This window comes from Sandaracinaceae bacterium, assembly GCA_020633055.1.
Classification (GTDB): domain Bacteria; phylum Myxococcota_A; class Polyangia; order Polyangiales; family Houyiibacteriaceae; genus JADJJE01.
The window spans coordinates 621,245-644,470 of the sequence record JACKEJ010000005.1; the positions used below are offsets into that span (position 1 = coordinate 621,245).

At 71.1% G+C, this 23,226-nt stretch carries 19 protein-coding genes; 10 read left to right on the forward strand and 9 right to left on the reverse strand.

From position 1 onward, the window contains the following. Positions 1-46: 46 nt before the first annotated feature. Genes H6726_07440 through H6726_07455 form a run of 4 tightly spaced genes read right to left on the reverse strand, consistent with a single transcriptional unit; the run spans position 47 to position 4,859 of the window. Positions 47-307 carry a SemiSWEET transporter gene (locus H6726_07440; GenBank protein ID MCB9657469.1) on the reverse strand — a complete coding sequence of 87 codons (261 nt, stop codon included), beginning with the start codon at positions 305-307 and terminating at the stop codon, positions 47-49. After that, positions 304-1,182 carry a DMT family transporter gene (locus tag H6726_07445; GenBank protein ID MCB9657470.1) on the reverse strand — a complete coding sequence of 293 codons (879 nt, stop codon included), beginning with the start codon at positions 1,180-1,182 and terminating at the stop codon, positions 304-306. Before H6726_07445 ends, H6726_07440 begins: the two co-directional genes overlap by 4 nt. A gap of 15 nt (positions 1,183-1,197) precedes the next feature. Continuing rightward, positions 1,198-3,135, reverse strand: coding sequence for a transketolase (gene tkt / locus H6726_07450; protein MCB9657471.1), 1,938 nt, complete (start codon positions 3,133-3,135; stop codon positions 1,198-1,200). Between the two features lie 50 nt (positions 3,136-3,185). Then, positions 3,186-4,859, reverse strand: a complete 1,674-nt coding sequence (locus H6726_07455; GenBank protein MCB9657472.1) for an alkaline phosphatase family protein — start codon at positions 4,857-4,859, stop codon at positions 3,186-3,188. A gap of 54 nt (positions 4,860-4,913) precedes the next feature. Between H6726_07455 and H6726_07460 the strand changes: the two genes are divergently transcribed. The 6 genes from H6726_07460 (at position 4,914) to H6726_07485 (ending at position 12,417) form a co-directional block, all read left to right on the forward strand. Next, complete coding sequence (locus H6726_07460; protein MCB9657473.1) at positions 4,914-5,906, forward strand: hypothetical protein; 993 nt, start codon at positions 4,914-4,916, stop codon at positions 5,904-5,906. Positions 5,907-6,017: 111 nt separating this feature from the next. Continuing rightward, a complete protein-coding gene (locus H6726_07465) occupies positions 6,018-8,780 on the forward strand; it encodes a hypothetical protein (protein ID MCB9657474.1) in 2,763 nt (920 codons plus the stop codon). A 220-nt stretch (positions 8,781-9,000) separates the two neighbouring features. Continuing rightward, a complete protein-coding gene (locus H6726_07470; protein MCB9657475.1) occupies positions 9,001-10,164 on the forward strand; it encodes a Re/Si-specific NAD(P)(+) transhydrogenase subunit alpha in 1,164 nt (387 codons plus the stop codon). After that, a complete protein-coding gene (locus H6726_07475; protein ID MCB9657476.1) occupies positions 10,161-10,454 on the forward strand; it encodes an NAD(P) transhydrogenase subunit alpha in 294 nt (97 codons plus the stop codon). The genes H6726_07470 and H6726_07475 overlap by 4 nt, the downstream gene beginning before the upstream one ends. Next, entirely contained in the window at positions 10,454-11,896 is a 1,443-nt protein-coding gene (locus H6726_07480) for an NAD(P)(+) transhydrogenase (Re/Si-specific) subunit beta (protein MCB9657477.1), read from the forward strand. The genes H6726_07475 and H6726_07480 overlap by 1 nt, the downstream gene beginning before the upstream one ends. Positions 11,897-12,018: 122 nt before the next feature. After that, positions 12,019-12,417: a hypothetical protein gene (locus tag H6726_07485; GenBank protein MCB9657478.1), complete on the forward strand. Its 399-nt coding sequence runs from the start codon at positions 12,019-12,021 to the stop codon at positions 12,415-12,417. Between the two features lie 190 nt (positions 12,418-12,607). Here the strand turns inward: H6726_07485 and H6726_07490 are convergent, their stop codons facing one another. Genes H6726_07490 through H6726_07500 form a run of 3 tightly spaced genes read right to left on the reverse strand, consistent with a single transcriptional unit; the run spans position 12,608 to position 14,813 of the window. Continuing rightward, positions 12,608-13,276, reverse strand: a complete 669-nt coding sequence (locus H6726_07490; protein MCB9657479.1) for a hypothetical protein — start codon at positions 13,274-13,276, stop codon at positions 12,608-12,610. Then, complete coding sequence (locus H6726_07495) at positions 13,273-13,827, reverse strand: hypothetical protein (protein MCB9657480.1); 555 nt, start codon at positions 13,825-13,827, stop codon at positions 13,273-13,275. Before H6726_07495 ends, H6726_07490 begins: the two co-directional genes overlap by 4 nt. A 29-nt stretch (positions 13,828-13,856) precedes the next feature. Next, positions 13,857-14,813, reverse strand: a complete 957-nt coding sequence (locus H6726_07500; GenBank protein ID MCB9657481.1) for an AraC family transcriptional regulator — start codon at positions 14,811-14,813, stop codon at positions 13,857-13,859. 191 nt (positions 14,814-15,004) lie between these two features. Here H6726_07500 and H6726_07505 point away from each other — a divergent pair, with 191 nt between their 5' ends. The 3 genes from H6726_07505 (at position 15,005) to H6726_07515 (ending at position 17,949) form a co-directional block, all read left to right on the forward strand. After that, a complete protein-coding gene (locus H6726_07505) occupies positions 15,005-15,418 on the forward strand; it encodes an MAPEG family protein (protein ID MCB9657482.1) in 414 nt (137 codons plus the stop codon). A 20-nt stretch (positions 15,419-15,438) separates the two neighbouring features. Continuing rightward, positions 15,439-16,911, forward strand: a complete 1,473-nt coding sequence (locus H6726_07510; GenBank protein ID MCB9657483.1) for a beta-N-acetylglucosaminidase domain-containing protein — start codon at positions 15,439-15,441, stop codon at positions 16,909-16,911. Between the two features lie 87 nt (positions 16,912-16,998). Beyond that, positions 16,999-17,949, forward strand: a complete 951-nt coding sequence (locus tag H6726_07515) for a hypothetical protein (protein MCB9657484.1) — start codon at positions 16,999-17,001, stop codon at positions 17,947-17,949. Positions 17,950-18,003: 54 nt separating this feature from the next. Here the strand turns inward: H6726_07515 and H6726_07520 are convergent, their stop codons facing one another. Further along, the gene (locus H6726_07520) at positions 18,004-19,623 is read right to left on the reverse strand and encodes a Rieske 2Fe-2S domain-containing protein (GenBank protein ID MCB9657485.1); all 1,620 of its coding nucleotides are present in this window, start codon (positions 19,621-19,623) and stop codon (positions 18,004-18,006) included. A 115-nt stretch (positions 19,624-19,738) separates the two neighbouring features. Here H6726_07520 and H6726_07525 point away from each other — a divergent pair, with 115 nt between their 5' ends. Further along, complete coding sequence (locus H6726_07525; protein MCB9657486.1) at positions 19,739-21,496, forward strand: alkaline phosphatase D family protein; 1,758 nt, start codon at positions 19,739-19,741, stop codon at positions 21,494-21,496. A gap of 73 nt (positions 21,497-21,569) precedes the next feature. Here H6726_07525 and groL read toward each other — a convergent pair whose 3' ends face one another. Then, on the reverse strand, positions 21,570-23,225 hold the full coding sequence (gene groL / locus H6726_07530; GenBank protein MCB9657487.1) for a chaperonin GroEL: 1,656 nt from the start codon (positions 23,223-23,225) through the stop codon (positions 21,570-21,572). Position 23,226 lies beyond the last annotated feature (1 nt).

Sequence of the window (23,226 nt, forward strand, 5' to 3'; positions counted from 1 at the left end):
CAGCGCCAGAGTGCCACACTCGCGCCCCGCTCGGGTCCCCGAACGGCTACGGGCGCCGCCGGCCCTCGGTCAGCTTCATCAGGAGGATGTACGCGGCGAGCACCAGCGTGGCACCGTTGGCGACATAGACGGGCGCGCTGTCCGCCAGCAGGCCGTAGGCGAGCCAGAGCGCGACACCGGTGGTCATCAACGAGAACATCCCGAGCGAGAGGTCCTGCGTGCGACGCGTACGCCACACCTGGACCACCTGGGGAACGAAGGCGGCGGTGGTGCAGAACGCCGCCATGAAGCCAATCCACTCGGTCATGACGGTACGACCCCCTCGCGACGCTTGAGGCGCTCGCGGTGCAATGTATAGAGCCCCGAGAACACGACCAGGGCCGCCCCAGCGAGGGTGGGGGCATCGGGCCGCTCACGAAACACGAGCCCACCGATGACGAGGGCGAACAGCAAGCGCGAGTAGCGGAAGGGAGTCACGACGGCCACCTCGCCCGCACGCATGGCCTCGGTGATGGCCCAGTAGGACACGATGCCGCACAGGAGCGCCCCGCCCAGCAGGCCCAGCTGCCCGGGCGTCGGAGACAGCAACCCACCGCCCGAGACGACCAGCACGGCGCCCAGCAAGCCCACCGAGAGAAAGCCCGAGAACGCGAGCTGCATGGTGGAGACGCCCGCGGGCACCATGCGCGTGGTGACGTCGCGCACCGAGAGCCCGAGCACCGCGAGCACCGCCCACAGGGAGTTGGGCTCGAAGCCGTCGAGCCCGGGCTGGATGACCACGAGGACGCCCGCGAGCCCGACGAGCATCGCGAGCCAGCTGCCGACGCCCACGCGCTCTCCGAGCAACGTTGCGGCGCCGATGGTGACGACCAGCGGGGTGGCCTGGAAGATGGCCGTCGCGGTGGTCAGGGGCGTGAGGGAGATGGCCATGACGAAGCCGAGCGTGCCGACCAGCTCGCCCAGGTTGCGCGCCAGGACGTGTCGGTGAAGCAGGGCGCGCGACCACACGGCCGCCCCGTCGCGACGGGCCGCGGCCGCGAACAGGGGCGTGCCCACCACGCTCAGCGACAGCAGGATCTGCCCGATGGGCAGCGCGCTCGACGCGCGCTTGATGAACATGTCCTCGAGCGCGAAGCCCAGCATGGAGCCCACCATCAACGCGATGCCGCGTAGGTTGTCCACGGCCCTCCCGCGGCGTCAGCCGAGCTGCGCTTCGGCGGCCTCCACCACCGCCGCTGCGGTGATGCCGAACTTCTCGTAGAGGGTCTCGGCGGGCGCCGAGGCGCCGAAGCGCGTCATGCCCACGAAGCGGCCCCGCATGCCGAGGTAGCGCTCCCAGCCGAAGCCGCTGCCGGCCTCCACGGCCACGCGCGCGCTCAGCTCGGGGAGCATGACCGAGTCACGGTAGGCCTGGTCCTGCGCCTGGAAGAGCTCCCAGCAGGGGAGGCTCACCACGCGGGCACGGACACCCTTGCCCGCCAGGGTGGCCTGAGCCGACAGCGCCAGCTCGACCTCGCTGCCCGACGCGATCAGCAGCACCTGCGGCGCGCCGCCCTCCGCCTCGCTCAGCACGTAGCCGCCGCGGGCGGCGCCGCTCACGTCACGGTCCATGGTGGGGATGTCCTGGCGCGTCAGCACCAGCGCCGAGGGGCCATCCCACGCGAGCGCGGCCTTCCAGCACTCGCGGGTCTCGTTGGCGTCGCCGGGGCGGAAGGTCGCAAAGCCCGGGATGGCGCGCATCGTGGAGAGCTGCTCCACCGGCTGGTGCGTGGGGCCGTCCTCGCCGAGGCCGATGCTGTCGTGCGTGAAGATGTAGCGCGTGCGCAGCTTCATCAGCGCCGCCAGGCGCATGGTGGGGCGCATGTAGTCGGAGAAGATGAGGAAGGTGGCGCCGTAGGGGATGACGCCGCCGTGCAGCGCCATGCCGTTCATGGCCGAGCCCATTGCGTGCTCGCGCACCCCGAAGTTGATGTTGCGGGGCACCTCGCCCTCGGCCACGCGGCCGTAGAACGGCAGACCGGCCAGCTCGGAGCCGTTGCTGCCCGCCAGGTCGGCCGAGCCACCCACCAGGTGCGGGATGTTCTTGGCCAGCGCGTTGAGCACCTTCTGGCTGGCCTTGCGTGACGCCACGCCCTTCTCGCTGGGCTCGAACACGGGCAGCCCCGCGTCCCAGCCGGCCGGCAGGCCCTGGGCCAGCGCGACGTCCAGCTCGGCGGCCAGCTCCGGGAAGGCCTGGCCATACGCGGCACGCTGCGCGTCCCAGGCGCCCTTGCTCTTCGCGCCTGCCGAAAGGGCAGCCTCGCGCGCCGCGCTCAGCTCGGCCGGCACGTAGAAGGGCTCCTCGGGCCAGCCCATGATCTCCTTGGTGGCCTTGATCTCGGCCGCCCCGAGGGGCGCGCCGTGCGCGGCGGGGGAGTCCTTCTTGGTGGGCGCGGGGAAGCCGATGATGGTCTTCACGCGGATCAGGCTCGGGCGCGGGTCGGCCTCGGCCTTGCGCGTGGCGGCCAGGATGGCGTCGATGTCCTCGCCGTCGTCCACGCTCTCGGTGTGCCAGCCGTAGGCGCGGTAGCGCGCGAGCACGTCCTCGGTGAACGAGATGTCCGTGCGGCCGTCGATGGTGATGCTGTTGTCATCCCAGTAGGCGATGATCTTGCCCAGCTTCAGGTGGCCGGCCATGGACGCGGCCTCGGCCGAGACGCCCTCCATGAGGTCGCCGTCGGACGCGATGACCCAGACCTTGTGGTCGAACAGCGTGTGGCCGGGCTTGTTGAAGCGCGCGGCGAGGAACTGCTCGGCCATGGCCATGCCGACGGCGTTGGCGATGCCCTGCCCGAGGGGACCGGTGGTGACCTCGACGCCCGGGGTGTCGTGCAGCTCGGGGTGGCCCGGCGTCTTGCTGTGCCACTGGCGGAACTGCTTGATGTCGTCGAGGGAGAGGTCGTAGCCCGTCAGGTGCAGCAGCGCGTACTGCAGCATGGACGCGTGCCCGCACGAGAGGATGAAGCGGTCGCGGTCGGCCCACTCGGGCGAGGCCGGATCGTGCTTGCGCAGCTTGGTGAACACCGTCCACCCCAGCGCGGCGAGCGCCATGGGCGTCCCCGGGTGACCCGAGTTGGCGGCCTGCACGGCGTCCATGGAGAGGCCGCGGATGGTGTGGACCGCGAGGGCGTCGAGGGGGGTCTGCGTCACGTCATGTCTCCTGGGCCGGGCGGCGCTGACCCGCCTACCGTGGGCCGCTCATAGTACGAAACCTCTCGCTTGGCCATGGTCCCCAGCAAGGTCGCGGCCGCGGCCAGCAGCGCGCCGACGCCCGCCGCAGCCAGGAAAACAGGGGCGTAGGCGGCGAAGGCGGTGACGGGCCAAGGGGAATACGCCCCGCCGATGCGGGCCCAGGCGAGCCCGAACGCCGCGATCGACGCCCACACGAGCCCGCCGGCGGCGCGGCGCAGGGCGAGCCGCGGGTCCGCTCCGGCGCCCGCGCGCGCGATCGCCAGCCACGCGCCGAGGGCCATCCCGAGCGCGCCGGAGACCGCGCCGCAGACTCCGACGGCGACGACGTGGGGGTTCACCAGGTGGATGGCGCTCAGGGTGAGTGGGCGACCGAGGACCGCGAGGTGCAGCACGACGGTCCCCGCGAGCCACACCAGCGGCGCAACCACGCTCCCCGCGTCGAGGCCCGAGAAGCTGCGCTTCGTGGCGCCCAGCCCCATGAGGGTGAGCAGCATCCCCAAGCCGAGCAGCCCGAGCGTGCGGGCCTCGTGCAGGCCCCGCTGGCGGCGCGCTGCGTCCTCGGCGAACGCGACCCGCTGGAGACCCCCGGGCGTGGGTTGCTCGCCGAGGCACGTGCTGGAGCGCGGGGTGGCGGAGCCCGTGGCCCCCGCCAGCAGCGCGGCGACGCACTCGGGCGCGAGCTCCAGCGTGTCGCCGTCCCGGTCCGCGATCTGCGCTCCCCGGATGGCGAACGGGGCCCGGACGACCTCTGGCTCGTCGCCCCCGTGGCCGCCCACGTCGAGGTGGCCGTGGTCCGCGATGACCAACGCCACGAGCGCGGGCTGAGCATCGACGGCGGCGTGCAGCGCGGCGACCAAAGCGTCGGCCCGCCCGAGGGCCGCGGCGTGGAGGGCGCTGTCGACGCCCGTTTCGTGGGCGCTCTCGTCGACCGCGAGCATGTGCGCCACCAGCAACCCGGGGGACGCGTCGCGCGCGAACGCGGCGAACGCATCCCTCGCCGCCGCGTCGAAGGCCTGCCCGGTGAACAGCTCGCGCGCTTCGGCGCGCGGTGTCAGCAGCTGCAGGAGCCAGTCGAGGTCCTCGGCCACGTAGCGCTCGCGACCGGCCACCGCGCGGACGCGGTCGGCCAGGCTGTCGACGCGCGCGACGCCGCCACCGGAGGTGAGGTGGTAGCGGTTGGTGAAGACGCCGCTCAGGCGGTTGGGCGTCCCCGTCACGAGCGCGTGGTAGGCGCCCGTGGACAGCGTCGGCCGCGGATAGCGGACGGTGCCGTGCAGCGCACCAGCGCGAAACGCACGCAGCGCGGGCGAGCGCTCGGCCTCGTCCACGCGTAGGCCGTCCACCAACAAGATGGCCAGTGGACGCGGGGAGCTCGGGGCCGGGTCCACGACGTTGGCATCGTCCCGGTCCGCGAAGTCGCGCAGCGCGCGCGTGGCGTCCGTCTCGTGGTCGGCGTGCACCCAGAGCGACTCGGCCATCCACCACAGGAGGGGCATGGCGAGCAACGCCACCACGACGAAGCCCTTGGAGGCTGCGCGCGGGTCGATGACGCGCGTCGAGAGCGCCCGCACGTCCTCGGACATGCCGCGGTCCAGAGAGCGCGCGTGGCTGTGGAGTGGTGCAGGCACGGGCGCGCACTCTACCGCGGCCACCGCGACACCAGCGACGGTATCCTCCGCCGCATGATCCAGACCGACTACAACCACTTCCGCTACGCCGGTGGCTCGGGCGGGCACTACGAGAGCTACTTCCAGCGCGCCAACCACCCGTCGCGCAAGCTCGCGTTCTGGATTCGCTACACGGTGTTCTCGCCTCGGGGACGCCCCGAGGACGCGGTGGGTGAGCTGTGGGCCATCTACTTCGATGGCGAACGAGGGCGCATCATCCCCGTGAAGCAGGTGTTCCCCTACGCGCGCTGCGCGTTCGTCAGGACACGGCTCGACGCGCGCATCGACGACGCCTCGCTCGACGGCGCGGCGCTCCAGGGGAAGGCCGAGGCGCTCGGGCACGCGGTCTCGTGGGACCTCCGCTACGCGTCCCCCGAGGCCCCGGTGTTCCTCTTGCCGGATGCGCTGTACGACGCGCCGCTACCGAAGGCGAAGGCCCTCGTGGGGTCGCCGATGGCGGTCTACGAGGGAGAGCTGGTCGTCGATGGAGAGCGTGTGGCCGTGGACGGCTGGGTCGGCAGCCAGAACCACAACTGGGGCGCGAAGCACACCGACGAGTACGCATGGGGTCAGGTGGCCGGCTTCGACGACGCGCCGGACACGTTCCTGGAGGTCACCACGGCGCGTGTGCACGTCGGTCCGTGGAAGACGCCCTGGCTGAGCCCCATGGTGCTGCGACACGCGGGCCGCGAGCTACGCTGGAACGCGCTCGGCACCGCGCTGCGCACACGCGCCCACTACGGCTTCTTCCGCTGGACCTTCGACGCGCGCGCCGCGTGCGGGCGGCTGCACGGCGTGGTCGAGGCAGACGCTGCGGACTTCGTCGGCCTCCCCTACGACAACCCTCCCGGCGGGCGGAAGACCTGCCTCAACTGCAAGGTGGCGCGCTGCACGCTGACGCTCGAGCGACCCGGTGAGCCAGACGTGCAGCTGCACACCGCCCACCGGGCCGCGTTCGAGATCCTCACCGACCGCAGCGACCACGGCGTCTCGGTGCTGGCGGTCTGAGTGCACCTCCCGGGACCATGTGCTGCTACGTAGGGATCGCACGCCTCACCTGCGCATTTGCACACATGTGCGAATCGGCCCATAGCACTGGACCTCTTGGAGGAAGACGACATGCAGCGGCTCTCGGCAGTGCTTGGTTTGATGGTGGTCGTGGTGGCCGCGGCGGGCTGTGGGGACGACGGGCCCCCGGGGGCAGACGCGGGTGTCGACATGGCTCAGCCAGACATGGCTCAGCCGGACATGGCCATGGATGCTGGTGTGGACGTGGGCGCGAGCGACGCAGGGGACGACGCCGCGCAGGACGCGGGCCCGAGCGACGCGGGAACGCCGAGCGACACAGGCACCGACGGAGGGCAGCCGACCCCGCTGGACATGCTGACGGTCGTCACGGCCGGCACGGGCACCGGCCACGTCGCCTTGAGCGCCCCGGTGCGGGACTGCGAAGGCGTCTGCGTCGCGACCTACGACGCGCCCTCGAGCGTGACCCTGACAGCCACCGCGAGCACAGGGGCGGACTTCGTTGGCTGGAGCGGGGCGTGCGCCGGCACCGACCTCGTCTGCACCCTCTCGGTGTCGGGCGCCGCCGTCGCCGTGGCGACCTTCGTGCAGCGCACGTACGACCTGGACCTGTTGGTGGACGGGGCGGGCTTCTTGACGTCGGACAGCGCGGGCCTCGCGCTCTCCTGCAACGGCACCTGCCGCGTGCGCGTGCCCCACGGCGCGGAGGTAGCGCTGGCTGCTCAGCCCGAGATCGGGTCCGCGCTGAGCAGCTGGAGCGGCGCGTGCGCGGGAGCCGACGTCGCCGGAGCGTGTACGCTGACTGTGACGGGCCACGTGACGGCGGGAGCGACGTTCGGCGCGCTGCACCACCACGTCGGCGTGACGCGGGTCGGCTCGGGGACGGGGACGCTGAGCCTCGGTGGAGCGGGCTGCTCGGGCGACTGCGCCACGGATGTCGCGTACGGCACGACGCTGAGCGTCACGGCCGCGGCCGACGCTGGCTCCCACTTTGTGGGCTTCGGCGGAGACTGCAGCGGGACCACCTGCTCCTTGACGGTCACGGCCGACCTCGACGTGACGGCCGAGTTCGCGCGTAACACCTACGTGCACACGGTCACCGTCACGAGCGTGCGTGGGGGCGCGGGGCGCGTGGTGTCGGCCCCCGTCGGCATCGACTGCGGGAGCGCGTGCGAGGCGACGTTCGCGCACGGCGAGGCCATCGCGCTGACAGCCGAGCCCGAGCCCGGTTCCACGTTCCTGGGCTGGACCGACAGCGGCGGTGACTGCAACGGCACGGGGAGCTGCGCCTTCGTCGCGAGCTCGTCGCGCACGCTGGTGGCGCGGTTCGAAGGGCACACGGTCGTGCGCCTCAACCCGGACGACCGAGACGCCGACGTGCGCCTGCGTGAGTACGACCTGCTGGCCGCGGACCTCGACCTCGACTTCGGTGGGGTGCGCTCGGACGTGGCCGTCGCCCCCGGGTCCGGTGTGTTCTACTTCGAGGGGCACCGCACCAGCGACGAGCTCGGCCCCTATGGCGTGGGGGTGTGCAGCGCGCAGCACCCCATCGAAGGGTCGAGCGTGGGGACGACAGACCAGGCGTTCGGCGTCACAGCGACGGGCGGCATCGACCACGCGAACATGTTCCAGGGGCTCTTCGACGCGGAGGAGACCGAATACTACGGGATGGTCGTGGACTACCGCGGGGCGAACCCGATCGTGCATGCCATCGTGAAGGACTTCGACTGGAACGCGCTCGAGGTGCGACCCTACGTGGCGCGCACGCTCACGATGACTCAGGTGACCACACCTGTGTACATCCTCGCCGCCGGGCTCCGCACGGTGGTGGGCCCCGAGATCGAGATCAACCCTGGCAACGACACGACCAACTTCCCGTTCGCGTACGACCCTGACGCGCTGCTGCGCGCGGCTGGCTTCTCCGACACAGCCGACGCACTCGTGATGGGCTGGGGCAGCGCTTACGCCGGCCCCGTGGACGACGCGCCTGCGCTGAGCGTCTCCTTGGCGCAGAGCGCGTCCAACGGCGCCACGGTCACGGTCACGGCCAGCGCGACCGACGCCGAGGACGGCGACCTGACGGCGGCGATCACGTGGGAGCTGCTGTCCTCGCCCTACTACGAGGGGCGCGTCACGGGCAGCGGCGGGTCCTTCACCTTCGACGCGGTCGGCGTCGGCGTACACCCCGCGCGAGCACGCGTGGTCGACGCGGCGGGTCAGGTGACAGAAGCGATCGTGCGCGTGACGGTGACCGACCCCCTCCCCACGTTCGCGACGGTTCAGCTGGCGCAGGACCCGCTCACGGGGGAAGGCATCGTGCTGGACGGCAGCGCGACCCAGGTTCGCTTCACCGGCAACGGCAAGATGGCCATCCGCGCGAACCAGGGCTGCTACGGCTGCTTCGCGTACTTCGAGTTCTCACGCCTGCACGACCCCGAGAACATGGGCGGCGGCCTGGTCACGGGCACGGGCAACCTGAACCCCTTCGGCTGGGACGACGTCCCCGAGAGCGTCGCCATCAACGTGCTCGGTGGGAGCTGGCGCAACCTGATCCCGAAGGCGAGCTTCCCCGGGCCGGCGAGCGGCTTCGACACGTACGGCGTGGTGGTGGACTACCGCGCCGAGCACCCCACCGTGTACGTCATCGTCGACGGAGTGCTGCACTACGAGGTGTACCTGGACGACGTGTGGACCGAGCTGTACCCGATGCTGTACGGGAACCCGCTGGGGACCGCGCCAGGCAGCTACGACGAGGGCATCAACTTCGGCGCGTCGCCGTTCGTGTACGACCCCGTGACGATCCTCGGCGCGCACAGCATCGACACGACGGGCATGACGCTGGGCTGGGCTCCGTAGGTTCCCCTCCCAGCCACCCAGCAGCACACGACGTGGCGCGCCCCCATCTGGAGGCTGTCCGCTGGACAGGAGGCGAATCCCCGCCTAAGCCTCGTGTGCGCAGGGCACCCACACAGCGTGGGGCCCGACCAGAGACCTGTGAGTGCGTCGACAAGGCGCGGCCGACGAACGGGAGGGAGACCCCCGGAACGTCTCCCCGAAACGGACAGAAGGAATCGCGATGGCAAAGGTGTTCGTCCCCAAGGAACGCGCGGAAGGCGAGACGCGTGTCGCCGCTAGCCCGGAGACGGTGAAGCGGCTGGTCAAGGAAGGCTTCGAGGTCGTCGTCGAGACCGGCGCCGGTCGGCGCGCCTCGTTCCTGGACTCGCAGTACGAAGCGGCGGGCGCCAAGGTCGTCAGCGGCGACGCCGTGAAGACGGGCTGGGCGGAGGCCGACGTGGTGGTCAAGGTCGCGCCCGTGGGCGAGAACGAGTCCGTGGGCGGTCACGAAGCCGACGCCATGCGTGAGGGCGCGGTGCTGATCAGCTTCGCGAACCCGCACAAGGAGCTCGAGGGCATCAAGAAGCTGCGCGACCGCAAGGTCAGCGCGCTGTCCATGGAGCTCGTGCCGCGCATCAGCCGCGCCCAGAGCATGGACGCGCTCAGCTCGCAGGCGTCCATCGGCGGCTACAAGGCCGTGCTGCTCGCGGCGACCAAGCTGGACAAGTACTGCCCCCTGCTCATGACGGCCGCCGGCACCATCCAGCCCGCGCGCTTCGTCATCATGGGCGCCGGCGTGGCCGGTCTGCAGGCCATCGCCACCGCGCGTCGCCTCGGCGCCATCGTCGAGGTCAGCGACGTGCGCCCCGCCGTGAAGGAGCAGGTCGAGTCGCTAGGCGGCAAGTTCATCGACTTCCCCATGGACGAGAGCGGCGAGGGCCAGGGCGGCTACGCCCGCGAGCTCACCCCCGAGCAGCTCAAGGCGCAGCAGGCCGTGGTGCGCAAGCGCGTCGTGGACGCTGACGTCGTCATCACGACCGCGCTCGTCCCCGGCCGCCCGGCGCCCAAGCTCATCACGGCCGACATGGTGGAGGAGATGCGCGAAGGCTCGGTCATCGTGGACATGGCCGTCATCGCGGGCGGCAACTGCGAGCTGAGCGAGCCCGGCGAGACCGTGAAGCACGGCGTGACCATCGTCGCGCACCCGAACCTGCCCGCCACACTGCCGCTCGACGCGAGCCTCATGTACGCGCGCAACGTGCAGACCCTGCTCTTGCTGTTCGGCAAGGGCGGGGAGATCAAGCTGGACCTCGCGGACGAGATCATCGACGGCGCGTTGCTCACGCACGAAGGCCAGGTCCGCCACGCCCCCACGCAGCAGGCCCTAGAAGGAGCCAAGTCATGACCGGTACTCTTCTCATCGGCGTGTACGTCTTCGTGCTCGCCAGCTTCGTCGGCTTCGAGATCATCAACAAGGTCCCGCCGACGCTCCACACGCCGCTCATGAGCGGCGCCAACGCCATCAGCGGCATCACGATCATCGGCGCGTTCGCCACGGCGAAGACCGCTGACCCCACGATCTCCAACATCCTCGGCGGGCTGGCCGTGGCGCTCGCGACCATCAACGTGGTCGGCGGCTTCATGGTCACGGACCGCATGATGGCGATGTTCGACAAGAAGAAAAAGAAGAGCTGATGTCTCCCGAACTCCTCAAGAACATCGCGTTCCTGGTCTACATCACGTCGACCATCTGCTTCATCCTGGGGCTCAAGCGGACCACCAAGGTGTCGACCGCGCGCTCGGGCAACCGCCTCGCGGCCGTGGGCATGCTGCTGGCCGTCATCGGCACGCTGATCGAGCTCGGCATCATCGAGGACTACCGCTGGATCATCGGCGGCATGGTCGCGGGCGGCCTGATCGGCGGCCTGATGGCCAAGCGCGTCGAGATGACCGAGATGCCCGAGCTGGTCGCGCTGCTCAACGGCTTCGGCGGCGCCAGCTCCGCGCTGGTGGCGCTCTCCGTCGTGTGGAGCGAGGTCATCGAGGTGGCCACCGCCGAGCAGACCGTGGGCGAGCTCGTCACGGGCGGCGCGGCCTCGGCCGTGACCATCGCGCTCTCCATCATCATCGGCGCCATCACGCTGACGGGTAGCGTCATCGCGCTGCTCAAGCTGAAGGAGAAGCTCAACAAGGGCGCGCCCATCATGCTGCCCGCGCGCCACATGATCAACGCCGTGCTCCTGCTCGGCGCCGTCGGCGGCATCGGCTTCCTCGGCTTCGTGGCGGCTGGTCCGAGCGACATCATGACGGCTGCGCTCGCGGTAACCGCGATCTCGCTGGTGTTGGGCGTCTTGCTCGTGATCCCCATCGGGGGCGCGGACATGCCGGTCGTCGTGTCACTGCTCAACTCCTACTCGGGCATCGCCGCCGCCATGGCGGGCTTCGTCATCGGCAACCCGCTGCTCATCGTGGTGGGCGCCACGGTCGGCGCAGCCGGCCTCATCCTGACGCAGATCATGTGCGTGGCCATGAACCGCTCCCTGCTCAACGTCTTGGTGGGTGGCTTCGGAGCCGATGGGGCGACCGACCTGGGCGACCAAGAGTACCACTCGGTCACGTCCTGCGGCGCGGAGGAGGCGGCCATGGTGCTCGACGCCGCCGAGAGCGTCATCATCGTGCCGGGCTACGGTCTGGCCGTGGCGCAGGCGCAGCACACCTGCCGCGAGCTGGCGGACGAGCTTATCAAGCGCGGCGCCAAGGTGACCTACGCCATCCACCCCGTGGCCGGTCGCATGCCCGGTCACATGAACGTGTTGCTCGCGGAGGCCGACGTGCCCTACGAGCAGCTGATCGAGATGGACCAGATCAACGGCGAGTTCAAGAACACCGACGCGGTCATCGTGGTCGGCGCGAACGACGTCGTGAACCCGGCCAACACGGACCCGAAGAGCCCCATCTACGGGATGCCCATCCTGAACGCGCACGAGGCGCGCTCGGTGTTCATCATCAAGCGCAGCCTCAGCCCCGGCTACGCGGGCATCAAGAACGAGCTGTTCGACTACCCGAACGCGATGATGATCTACGGCGACGCGAAGAAGATCATGCAGCAGATGACCACGGAGCTGAAGGAGCTCTGAGCGGCGGGCTCCTCCGGGAGCTGATTCACGAGCGAGACGCCCCGCTGGCCACGTGCCGGTGGGGCGTTTGGCGTTCTTTGGGGCCGTTGGTGGGTGGGGGCCGGACCAGGCATCCTGTGCCGATGTCGGAGAGGCGCGCGCGTCTGTGCTTGGGGCTACTGATGGTGTGCATCTGCGGCTCCCTCGGGTTCGCACACGACATCACCGGGCCGATTCGCCGGGCGGGGATGCTGCGCGGGCTCATCGCGCTCGCGTTCGCAGTGCCTGCGGTACTCGGCGTGCGCGCGCTGGCCCGGCGAGGGCTGCTGCGCGAACGACGCACCTGGGTCGTGCTCGGCGGCGCGGTGGCCGCCTACGCGCTCGCCGTGTGGCGGACGGTGACGTGGGAGGAGACGCTGCACCTGATCGAGTACGGGCTCGTGGGCTCGCGCGCGCGAGCGTGCCGCGCGACTGGAGCCCACCGCGCGCCTGGGTCGGCAGCTGGCTCGGCGCAGCCGCGCTCGGCGCGGTCGACGAGCTGATCCAGGCCTGGCTGCCGCACCGCACGGGCGATCTCGGCGACGTCGCCCTCAACGCCGTCGCCGCCGGTATCCCCCTCGTGATCGCGTACGTCCTGTCGGAGCCGCGCGCGCTACCTGCGTGGCTGGGAGGCGCGACGACCGACGCGTCGACGGTGGAGTCCATGGAGTCCACGGTCGACGCGCGCGACGCTCACGAAGGCGACCGAGAGCCGGTGGGTACCCACTCGTAACGCTCGCGGATGCCGAGGCGCCCACCGCCCACACGCGCCAAGCTGACCACCGCGCGATAGTCGGCGTAAGCGAACGTGGCCGCGACGCGCGCATAGCGGGACGCTTGCGTGAACGCGCCGAGGTCGCCCGTGCGCGAAGTCTCCGGGCCGACAGCGACGCGGACCGCGTGTACGCGCTCCGTGAAGCGCGCGTAGGAGTCCTCGGTGGACACCCGACGCCACAGGTCGAGCGCGACCACCTCGCCCGTGGGCCCCACGAACGCGCGTAGCTCGCGGAGCTCGGTCGCGGCGGGGAACGTGCACGCGACGGTGTCCGCGGCCTGGGTGCACGTGGCCTCGTGGGCCTGAGCCCAGGCGAGCACCTGCGCCCCTCCGTCCGCACGCGCCGCGAGCTCGCCAACCGGCGTGAAGCGCATTCGCGCCGAGCCCTCCCCGAGCCGTGGCGCCAGCTGCGCCTGGCGAAACGACTCGCGCGCGGCAGGCGACGCGGGCTGACCCACGGGGCAGTCGACACCATCCCCCAGGCGCGCGAGCAAACCCCGCGCGACGGGGAGATGGAGCGCCGCCCCGAGCGCCAGGACGAGGCCCACGACCAGCCCGCCCGTCCGCAGCGCCTGCCGCGGCGTCATGGGGTGCACGTCGCCTCGGTGAGCGCGTCCGACGAGACCTCGACGATGGGGTCGCGCAGCCCGAGCACGGTCGGCGCGACGGCGTCGATGTCGGCCTGCGCCACACCGGCGGCCTGCATGCCCGCGACGATGTCCTCGATCACCGCGTCGAAGTCACCGTCGCTGATGCCGAGGCCCGCATGCGCCGCGGTCATCGATCGACAGGCGCCGCCGTTCGCGTCCGTCGCCCCGGCGTACTGGACCCCATCGCAGCCGAAGACCTCCTGGACCTGGATCTGGAGGCACTGCACGAGGTGCGTCTGGCCGGCTTCGCCGAGGGCTGCGAAGCGCGACTGGACGCGGCAGTCGCCGAGCAGCTCGGGGACCACGTAGTCGGCGACGACGCCGCCCACGTTGGCGGCGCCGCCGTAGCGTTGGCAGAGGCTCGCGCTGGAGGCGTCCGACTCGACCATCGGGTCGGAGCCGGAGTCACAGCCGGGCGCGAGCGAGAGGAGCGTGACGGCGACGAGCGTCGTCACGCGGAGGAGGAGAGGCGTGTGGAGGTGATGCATGCCACCACCATGGCGCGCCGCCGCGCGGCCTACCTTGATGCCGCGTTCGCCGTTCTTGCTCGCGCGGCGTCTTCGTGATGACGACGATAGGTCGCGGGCGGCTTCCCATAGGCACGCTGAAAGGCGCGGTTGAACGCCGCCTCGGACGCGTACCCCACACGCTCGGCGACGGCCGCGACGACGTCGCCGCTGTCGAGCAGGTCGCGCCGAGCGCGCTGCAGCCTCCAGCGCGTGAGGTAGGCCATGGGCGGCATGCCCATCTGCGCGCGGAAGCGCTCCGCGAAGAGCGTCCGCGACATCCCGGCGCGACGCCCCAGCGTCTCCAGCGTCCACGCGTTCGCGGGCGCTTCGTGGATGGCATAGAGCGCGCGACCGAGGCTCGGGTCCGCGAACGCCGCGATGACGGGGTGCGCGTCGGGACGCTCGAGGGCGCTGCGCAGCGCGTGGATGAAGAGCACCCCGGTGACGCGGTCGACGATGGCCTGCCAGCCGGGCCTACGGTCCGCCATCTCGTGACCCACGGCGCGTGTGGCGGCGTCGATCCACCCGAACCCGCCGCCCTCCGCGGCGGGCACGTGCAGCAGCGACGGGAGGACGTCGAGCACGGGGTGGAGCAGCTCGTCGTCGAACGCGAAGTGGCCGCACACGAGCAGCGTCGTGTCGCCATCGCCGCCATGAACGAGGTCGGTCACGCCGTCGAACGCGAGCTCGTCCAGCACGTCCTGCACGGGGACCACCGGCTCGGTGGGTCGCGAGCGCAGCGCGTGGGTGGCTCCGTGCGGGACGAGCAGCAGGTCGCCAGGAGCCATCGCGACACGAGCGGACGCCGTGTCCACGAACGCGGCACCGCGCACCAGGATGTGGAAGCGCGTGACCCCGACGTTCGCAGGTACGGAGAGGCCCCACGGCTCGCCCAGCGCGGCGCGGAAGTAGAGGGCGCCGCGCATGCGCAACGTCGAGAGCACGTCCGAGAGAGGGTCGAGCATGATGTTCCACGCCGACGTATGCGCGGAGCGCCGTTCTGCTACGCCGCGCGGGGTGCCCGGGTGACCAGGCCGCGCGCTCCGGACGCTGGAGCAAGAGGCGTGGACGCCCGAGCCCTCACGCCACGGGCCGGACGCCATAAGCCGCTCCGACGCGACCCATGTCGGTGTCGCGCCTCGACCCAGGAGCTCCCATGACCTCGACCCTCTCCGCCCTCGTCGCCGCCGCCGCTCTCGCGCTCCTCCAGTGGACGCCGTACATCGCCCAGCGCGCGTTCCTGTGGGGGCTCGGCGACTTCCTCCGCAACTACCCCGAGGGCTTCCCGGCGCGCGAGCCCGAGCCACCGCTGTGGGCGCAACGGGCCAAGCGGGCCCACCTGAACATGGTGGAGAGCTTGCCGAGCTTCACGGCCGTCGTGCTCGCATCGCACGTCGCTGGCACGCCAGACGTGGTCACCGCCACGCCTGCGTTCCTGTTCCTCGTGGCCCGCGTCGCCTATGCGGTCGCGTACACGGCAGGCGTGCCCTTCCTGCGCACCCCCACGTACTTGCTCGGCTGGGGCGCCACGCTCTACATCGCGGCCCAGGCGCTCGGCGGTGGTGCGTGACGGCGTGATACGTTCGCGGCATGCGAACGCTCTCCGTGCTGGTGCGGGCCGTGGGCTCCATCTCGCTGGTCGTGGCGCTGGCCTGTGACGCTGGAGCACCTGCGCCGTTCGAGCCCCGCTGGGCCGGGGTCATCGAGGGCTTCTACGGCGAGCCCTACACGCACGAGGCGCGCCTCCAGGTGATCGACTTCCTCGCGGCGCGCGGCCTCGACACGTACGTGTACGGGCCCAAGGACGACCCCTACCACCGCGACCGCTGGCGCGAGCCGTACCCCACCGACGCGGCGAGTGAGCTTCAGGCGCTGGTGGCCCACGGCACGACGCGCGGCGTGCGGGTGGTGCTCGCCCTCGCACCGGGCAGCGACTACGCCGCCGACGAAGCCGACGAGGCGGCCCTGCGCGCCAAGCTCGACCAGCTGCTCGACATGGGCGCACAGTCCGTGTGCGTGCTCTTCGACGACGTCTCGCCCGGGTCGCCGGCGGCCGAGCCCGAGGTGCAGGTGCGGGCGCTGCGCCTCGCGTACGACCACGTCCGTGCGCGTGACCGAGACGCGACCGTGTGCTTCATCGGGCCCTACTACTTTGGCACGGCAGAGCAGCTGGCGTCGGGCGACACGCCTCCCTTCGCGTTCTCCTACGAGCACCCGTCCGACGCGTACTACGACGCCTACCGCGCGCTCCCGCGCGACATGCCCATCCTGTGGACGGGGCGGCACGTGATCCCCACGACCATCACGGCCGAGGAGGCGCGCGCCATGCGGCGCTTCGTCGGGCGGCCGCTGCTGGTCTGGGACAACGTGCCGGTCAACGACATGGTGCTCACGGGCGACGTGTTCCTGGGACCGTGGCAGCGGCCAGGGGAGCTGCTCGGAGCGACCGACGGCGTGCTGCTGAACCTGATGACGCAGCCGCGCGCGAGCCTCGTCATGGTGGGCGCCGCGGCCCACGCGATGCTCGAAGGGTCCGCACCCGAAGCGGCGTGGACGACCGGAGCCGCCGACGTGGACGCGTTCCTGTCGTCGGGCGACGCGCTGCAGCGCCTCGCGCCGTACTACCGTTCGCACCCGCTGCTCCCCGACACGCGTGACGCGGTGCAGCTCGCGCAGCGCATGGAGACCTTCTGGACCGATCCGAGCGCTGCCAACGAAGCCGCCCTGCGCGAGGAGCTGCTGGCGGCCGAGGCCATCGCCGCAGATGTCGCGACGCTGTCCGACGCCACCCTGATCACGGAGCTGGCCCCCGCTGCCGCGAGCGTGCAGCGCGCCGCCGAGGTCGCGCGCGCCGCGCTGGACGCCGTGCTGGACGCGCGAAACGGCGGAAGCCCGGACCGAGCTGCCCTCGAAGCCCAGCGCGCGGAGCTCCGCACGCTCCGGCCTCAGCCGGGTGGGCACGCCCCCGTGCCGAGCCTCGTGCAGCGCTTCATCTCGGACGGCAGCTCGGTGCGTGTCGACGTGTTCGGGGCGTTCGTGGAGCGGGCGCTCGAGGAGCTCTGACCGCGGCGCGAAAAAGTCGGTCACGAATCGGCAGGCCGTGGCCACTCCCCATGGGGCCCGGGAGCGGGCTGCCATCGGAGGCCCGCCATGCCCGCACACCACGCTCGTCCCTGGACCAGGCGCTTGCTCGCCGCGCTCTGCATGCTCGCGAGCGTCTCCGCCGTCGATGGCACGCCTGTTGCGGCCCAAGGACGCCGTGCGCCCGAGCCTCCTCCCGTCATGCGCATGCGGCGCGCGGTCGATCTCGGCGCAGGGCGGGTCGCGCGGGTGCGCACCGAGATCCCCATGCAGGGCCCTGGTGCGGGCGCGTGGCTGGAGCTGCCGGACGACGTGGTGGTGCCCCTGCACGAGGGCTCCCCGACCGTCGCCACCGCCACCACGGGTCATGGCAGCCTCCTCGTCGCGTTCGCTTCCGAGCGGCTCGAGGGAAGCCCGCGCTTCGCGGTACGACGGGCGGAGCTGGGCGAGGGCGCGCCCCGCGTGGAGGAGGCACGCCCGATCACCCGCCCGAGCGCGCCGCTGGGCTCTGCGTTCGGCGTGGCGGCCACCACGACGCCTGAGGGCTTCACCGTCTTCTTTCAAGAGCTGGACGCGCGCGACCAGTCGCTCGCGCGCACCTTCATGGCCCGGGTCGGCCCGGACGGCGTCCCACGCGGAGCCACCGTCGAGGTGCCCGTGCCGTGGGGCATCGCGGCCGCCGCGTGGAACGGTGCCGGCTACCACCTCGCCCTCAACTACCCAGCGGGCAACGGCGTGCGTCTCAGCATGGTCAGCCTCACCCCAGAAGGGAGCCCGCAGCAGCACCCCGACTGGGCGAGCGCGGCTGGCGTCGTGATGGACGTGCACCTCGCGACCGAAGCGGGGCGCGTGATGGCGTACTTCCGCGGGGGCCCGACGGGTGAGGACCTCCTGGCGGCCGACGTCACCCAGATCGGCCAGTGGGGGCGCGAGCCGCCCGCCCCGCGCCGCGTGAGTCGCCTCGAGTGGGACCAGCTGATCGTCGTCAGTGCCGGAGCGGGGGCGCGAGCCGTGCGCTGAGTCGCGGCGCGCCCGCGTCGTGAAAACCAGACCGGCACCGCGCGTGCCTTACGCCTAGGGCGTCACGCCGCCGTAGGACACGCCCGTCAGGTCCGCGATGTCTCGCTTCCACGTCGTGAGATCCGACAGCGCGAAGTCGCGCAGCGCGTGGTGCCCGCAGGCCCGCGCGAGGACCTGCATCAGCTCTACCGTGGCCTCGAAGAAGCGCGCCAGGCGCTCCGCCGACTTGTCGATCTCGAGGCGCGCGCGCAGGTGATCGCGCTGCGTGGCAATGCCCACCGGGCAGTTGTTGGTGTGGCACGCGCGCATGCCCAGGCAGCCGATGGCCTGCAGCGCCGCGTTGGACACGGCCACGCCGTCCGCGCCCAGGGCGAGGGCCTTCACGAAGTCGGCCTCGGTGCGCAGCCCGCCCGTGATGATGAGCGTGACGTCCGCAGCATTGCGCACGTCGAGGTGCCGTCGCGCCCGCGCCAACGCGACCATGGTGGGCACCGAGATGTTGTCCCGGAAGATGAGCGGCGCCGCCCCCGTCGCGCCACCGCGTCCGTCGAGGATGATGTAGTCCGCCCCCACGTCGAGCGCGAAGTCGATGTCCCGCTCGATGTGCTGCGCGCTGAGCTTGAAGCCCACGGGGATGCCCCCCGAGACCTCGCGCACCTCTTCGGCCACGCGCTTGAAGTCGTCCACCGTGTGCAGGTCCTCGAACGTCGGCGGGCTGATGGCGGGCTGCCCGGGCTCGAGGCCGCGCACGGCCGCGATCTTCGCGCTCACCTTCTTGCCGGGGAGGTGCCCCCCCGTGCCGGTCTTCGCGCCCTGCCCGCCCTTGAAGTGGAAGGCCTGCACGCGCTTCACCTTCTCGATGTCCCAGCCGAACTTGGCCGACGCCAGCTCGTAGAAGTAGCGACCGTTGCTCGCCTGCTCATCGGGCAGCATGCCGCCCTCGCCGCTGCAGATGCCCGTGCCGGCGAGCTCGGCGCCCTTCGCCAGCGCCACCTTGGCCTCCTCGCTCAGCGCCCCGTAGCTCATGTCGCTCACGAACAGGGGGATGGCCAGCTCGAGCGGTCGGCGCGCGCGCGGCCCGATGACCAACTTCGTGTCCACGAGCTCGTCTTCCTGCAGCGGACGCACGGCCAGCTGCGCGGTCAGGAGCTGCACGTCGGACCAACGCGGCAGCTCGGTCAGCGGGACGCCCATCGCGGCGGCCGCGCCGTGGTGGCCCGTCTCGCGCAGCCCATCGCGGGCGAGCCCCTGGATGTACCCGTTGAAGGGCTCCTCGGGCGCGCCGTGGGGGTCTTGGTACAGCCCCAGGTACGTCTTGCGGTCGTAGGGCTGCGGGTGCTCCGCCGCGAACGCGCGCACCTCGGCCTCATCGACCCACACGGCGTCATGGTCGTGGTCCACGCGCGCAGAGAACCTGTGCAGCGCCTCGCGGTTGTCGTACGCGCTCACCCCCGTGTCCAAGCGGTAGTCCCAGCCGTGCAGACCGCAGATGAGGTTCTCCCCCTGCACGTGCCCGTCGGACATGAGGGCGCCACGGTGCAAGCAGCGCCCATAGAGCACGCTCACCGCGTCGTCGTAGCGGATCACCACCAGGTCCACGTCCGCTACGAGCGCATAAGCGGGCGCGCGGTCCTCGAGCGCGGAGTACGACGCGACGCGCACGGGTCGCTGCATGGTGTCGGTCTCGGTCATGGCGCCAGCCTACACGATGGCGCGCGAGTGACCTGCGCGTACGCAAACGTCACGCGGCTGCCACGCGCGTGTGGCGCTGCTCACCCACCCTCGCGGCATGATGAACATACAGGTGCGCGTCCCCGCGCTCTTCGCCCTGTGCGCGGTCCTGGCCTCTCCCCTGAGCACCTCGGGGTGCGAGGAACGTGTCATCCCGGTGACCCAAGCGAGCATGTGCCAAGAGGTCGTGCTGCCCGCGGTGAACGTGGCGCGTGGCCCCTTCACGCTCGAAGGCTTCCCCCTGCTCCACCCAGAGGTCGACGACGAAGGCGTGGTGCGCTTCCGCGCGCCGTCCGTGCTGCGCGAGACCGAGCTGACGCTGCACGACCGCCGCGGCACGCTCGTGCAGCGCGTGGTGGTCTCCCCGGACGCGAGCCAGGTGGACGACGCGCTCGGGCTGGTACCCGGCTGTGGTCCGTTCGCGCACGGCGTGGCTTCGGGCGACCCGGCGCCCGAGCGCGTCTACCTCTGGACCCGCGTGACGCCGAGCAACGCGTCGCAGGCCGAAGAGGTGCGCTGGGAGGTTGCCGAGTCGCTCGCCTTCACGACGCGGGTGGCGGAGGGCGCCGTCATGGCGGAGCCGAGCGCGGACCACACCGTGCAGGTCGAGGTGACGGGGCTTCAGCCGGGGCGCACATACTACTACCGCTTCACCAGCGCCGCCGGTGAGCGCTCCGAGCTCGGTCGCACACGCACCACGCCAACGGACGCGAGCGTCGGGGTGCGGCTCGGGGTGATCTCCTGCAGCAGCATCTACTCGGGCTACTTCAACGCCTACCAGCGGCTCGCCGAGCGGGACGACCTCGACGCCATCGTCCACCTCGGGGACTACCTCTACGACTTCGTCGACGACGAGGAGCGCGTGCGCGTGCCGGTCCCCGAGCCCGCCGTGCCCGACGACGTGGTGACCTGGCGCGCCCGCCACGCCTACTACCTCAGCGACCCCAACCTGCGTGCGGCGCGGGCCGCCATGCCATGGGTGATGATCTGGGACAACCACGACCTCGACCAGCGGGCGCTCGACTTCGGTGGTGGTCTCGCAGCGTACCGAGAGTGGAACGCGATCAGCCCACCGCGTGTCGGCGACGCTGACTCCATCGGCTATCGCACGCTGAGCTTCGGCCCCCTGCTGGACATCATCATCACGGACGTGTTGCTGCACCGCGGCGAGGGCAACGTCGCTGGCACCGAGGAGCCCAGCATCCTCGGTGAGACCCAGTTCGCGTGGCTCACGGGAGAGATCGAGCGCTCGCAGGCGGTCTGGCGGGTCATCGGCTCGCAGAAGATCGTCGCGCCCATCGAAGGTGGCCTCGCGCTGCTGGGTGGCTCCACATGGGACGCGTACGAAGCCTCACGCGCGCAGCTGTTCGGCTTCCTCGCGGACGGCGGCCACAGCGACAACGTGTTCATCAGCGGCGACGCCCACATCACCGTCGCCAGCGACCTGCCCGACCCGCGCGAAGGCGCACCGACGTACGACCCGGCCACCGGCGCGGGCTCGGTCGGGGTCGAGCTAATGCCCGGCAGCATCAGCCGCGGCAACGTCGACGAGTCCGTCAACGGCGTGATGAGCCTGGTGAACGCCCTCGACCGCGGCGCGCGCAGCAGCAACCCGCAGTTCGCGTTCCTGGACCTGGTGCGCCACGGCTATGGGCTGCTGCACGTGACGGCCGAGCAGATGCGCGCGGAGCTGTGGTACTCGCCCATCCTGGAGGTCAGCGACAGTGAAGAGCTGGGGGGCGCGCTCGAGGTGCATCGCGGGGAGAACCACTGGCGCCGCCCCGTAGAGCTGCCGGCCACGCCCGACACCCCGTGAGAGTTCACGACCGACCCATGAAAAAAGCCCCCGGCGCGTAGCCGGGGGCTCTCTCAGCGAGAAACGGTTGGGCTCAGAAGCCCATGCCGCCCATGCCGCCCATACCACCCATGCCGCCCATGCCGGCCGCCGCGGCAGCGCCGCCGTCGTCCTTCTCGGGCTCCTCGGCGATGAGCGCCTGCGTGGTGAGCATCAGGCCAGCCACGGAGCCGGCGTTCTGCAGCGCGGTGCGGACCACCTTGGCGGGGTCGATGACGCCAGCCTTGAGCAGATCCTCGTAGACCTCGGTGCGGGCGTTGAAGCCGTTGCCGCCCTTGGCCTTGCGCACCTCGTTGACCACCACGGAAGCCTCGTGGCCCGCGTTGGCGGCGATCTGACGCAGGGGCTCCTCGATGGCGCGGCGGATGATGGTGACGCCCACCATCTGCTCGGGCGAGAGCTCCAGCTTGTCGAGCGCGGCCTGCGCACGGATGAGCGCGACGCCGCCACCGGGCACGACGCCCTCTTCGACCGCGGCGCGGGTCGCGTTGAGCGCGTCCTCGACCAGGTCCTTCTTCTCCTTCATCTCGATCTCGCTCGCGGCGCCGACCTTGATGACGGCCACGCCACCGGCGAGCTTCGCCAGACGCTCCTGGAGCTTCTCGCGATCGTAGTCGCTGGTGGTGTTCTCGATCTCGCGGCGGATCTGCTCGACGCGACCGGTGATGTCGGCCTTCTTGCCCTTACCGCCCACGATGGTGGTGTTGTCCTTGTCCATCGTGATGGTCTTGGCGTGACCCAGCGAGCTGAGCGTCACGTTCTCGAGCTGCATGCCCAGGTCCTCGCTGATGACCTCGGCGCCGGTGAGCACCGCGATGTCCTGCAGCATGGCCTTGCGGCGGTCGCCGAAGCCCGGCGCCTTGACGGCGGCCACGTTGAGCGCGCCGCGCAGCTTGTTGACCACCAGGGCCGCCAGGGCCTCGCCCTCGATGTCCTCGGCGATGATGACGAGCGGCTTCTGCGCGCGCGCCACGGCCTCGAGCACCGGGATGAGGTCCTTCATCGACGAGATCTTCTTCTCGTTGATGAGGATGTAGGCGTCCTCCAGGATGACCTGCATCTTCTCCTGGTTGGTGACGAAGTACGGCGAGAGGTAGCCGCGGTCGAACTGCATGCCCTCGACGACCTCGAGCTCGCTCTCGAGCCCCTTGGCCTCTTCGATGGTGATGACGCCCTCTTCGCCGACCTTCGCCATGGCCTTGGCCAGCATCTCGCCGACCTCTTCGTTGCCGTTGGCGGACACGGTGCCGACCTGGACGATCTCCTCGGTGCCCTTGACCTTCTTGGCGATGCGGGCGATCTCGGTGGTGAGCGCGCCAACGGCGGCGTCGATGCCGCGCTTGATCTCCATCGGGTTGTGCCCGGCGGCGACCATGCGCGCGCCCTCACGGTAGATGGACTGCGCCAGGACGGTGGCGGTGGTGGTGCCGTCGCCCGCGACGTCGTTGGTCTTGGAGGCGACCTCCTTCACCATCTGGGCGCCCATGTTCTCGAACTTGCAGGAGAGCTCGATCTCCTTGGCAACCGAGACGCCGTCCTTGGTGACGCGGGGCGCGCCGAAGCTCTTCTCGAGCAGGACGTTGCGGCCCTTGGGGCCCAGGGTGACCTTGACGGCGTTCGCCAGGGCGTCGACGCCGGCCAGGATGCGCTTCTGCGCGCTTGCATCAAAAAGAATCTGCTTTGCAGCCATG